Here is a 1,384-nt window from a genome sequence, read left to right as displayed (position 1 = left end):
CGCCCCGAGGCCGGTAACGGCATGAACATCCTGCTCGTCGGCACCGACGGCCGGGAGAGGATCGGCGAGGAGGAGCGGGAGAAGTACCGGCTCGGCGGGACGCCCTGCCACTGCACCGACACGATCATGATCGTGCACATCTCGGCGGACCGCGAACGGGCCGCCGTGGTCAGCCTGCCCCGCGACTCGTACGCCGTGACGCCCCCGCACACCGACCGGGTGAGCGGCGAACGGCACAAGGGGCACCCCGTCAGACTGAACGCCGCGTACGCCGAGGGCGGGCCCCGGCTGACCGTGCGCACGGTCGAGAAGATGACCGGGGTGAAGATCGACCACTACCTGGAGGTCGACTTCACCAGCTTCATGAAGACCGTGGACGTGGTCGGCGGCGTCGAGATCTGCACCGACAGGCGGCTGAAGGACAGCCGCACCGGCCTCGACCTGCCCGCCGGCCGGCACACCCTCGAAGGCGGCCGGGCCCTGCAGTACGTCCGCTCCCGGCACGTCGACGGCGCCTCCGACCTCAGCCGGATGAGGCGCCAGCAGCACTTCATGGCGGCCCTGGTGGAACGGGTCACCTCCTCCGGGATCCTGCTGAACCCGCTGAGGTTCCGGGACGTGACCCGGGCGGTGCTCGGCTCGGTCCGCGCCGACAAGGGCTTCGGCACCGGCGAGCTCCTGGACCTCGGCCGGGCGATGCGGAACTTCTCGCCCTCCTCCTCCGAGTTCACCACCGTGCCGATCTCCGACATGGGACACACCGTGAAGGGCGCCGGCGCGACGCTGAAGTGGGACACCGGGAAGTCCGAGCGCATCTTCGACGCGCTGCGCCGGGACGAGCCGCTCTCCGTGCGCCGCACCCCCGACGCGGCGCTCCGCGTCCCGGTGGACCCCCGGCAGATCCGCGTCCAGGTCGAGAACGGCACCCGCACCGCGGGCCTCGGCCGGCGGGTCGACGCCGCGCTGGCGGCGACCGGCTTCGACACCACCCGCGCCCCGGCCAACGCGGCGCGCCAGGACGTGAGGCGGACGGTCGTCGCCTACGACCCCCGCTGGGACCGCTCCGCGAAATCCCTCGCGGCGGCCCTTCCCGGCAGCGAGCTGCGCGCGGTGGAGGGCCAGGGCGCCACGCTGAAGGTGATCGCGGGCGCCGACTTCGAGAAGGTCCGCAAGGTGCGGGCGCGGGACCCGGGGCAGGGCGAGTTCGGGGTGGTGCGGGGCGACGAGGTGAACTGCTCCTGAGCCCTTCCCGGACGGGCCCGGCAGCACCCCGAAGAAGCACGGGGCTGTACCGATGTACGGCCCCGCCGCGCGGGCGCGACCAACCGCTGCGGTGCGGCGACACCCCAGGGGCGCGGGACCGTGCCGATGTGCGGCTCCGCCG

General features: G+C 73.4%; 1 protein-coding gene. It reads left to right on the top strand.

Going from position 1 to position 1,384, the window contains the following annotated elements; all coding sequences use genetic code 11:
• Window positions 1–1,242 (top strand): LCP family protein (locus B7767_RS18255; RefSeq protein WP_085573121.1); only part of this gene is annotated, 1,242 nt, incomplete at its 5' end.
• Window positions 1,243–1,384 lie beyond the last annotated feature (142 nt).

This window comes from Streptomyces sp. 13-12-16 (assembly GCF_002114215.1).
Lineage (GTDB): Bacteria > Actinomycetota > Actinomycetes > Streptomycetales > Streptomycetaceae > Streptomyces.
The sequence above is the reverse complement of the archived record's forward strand: the minus strand, read 5'-3'. Positions and strand labels throughout refer to the sequence as shown.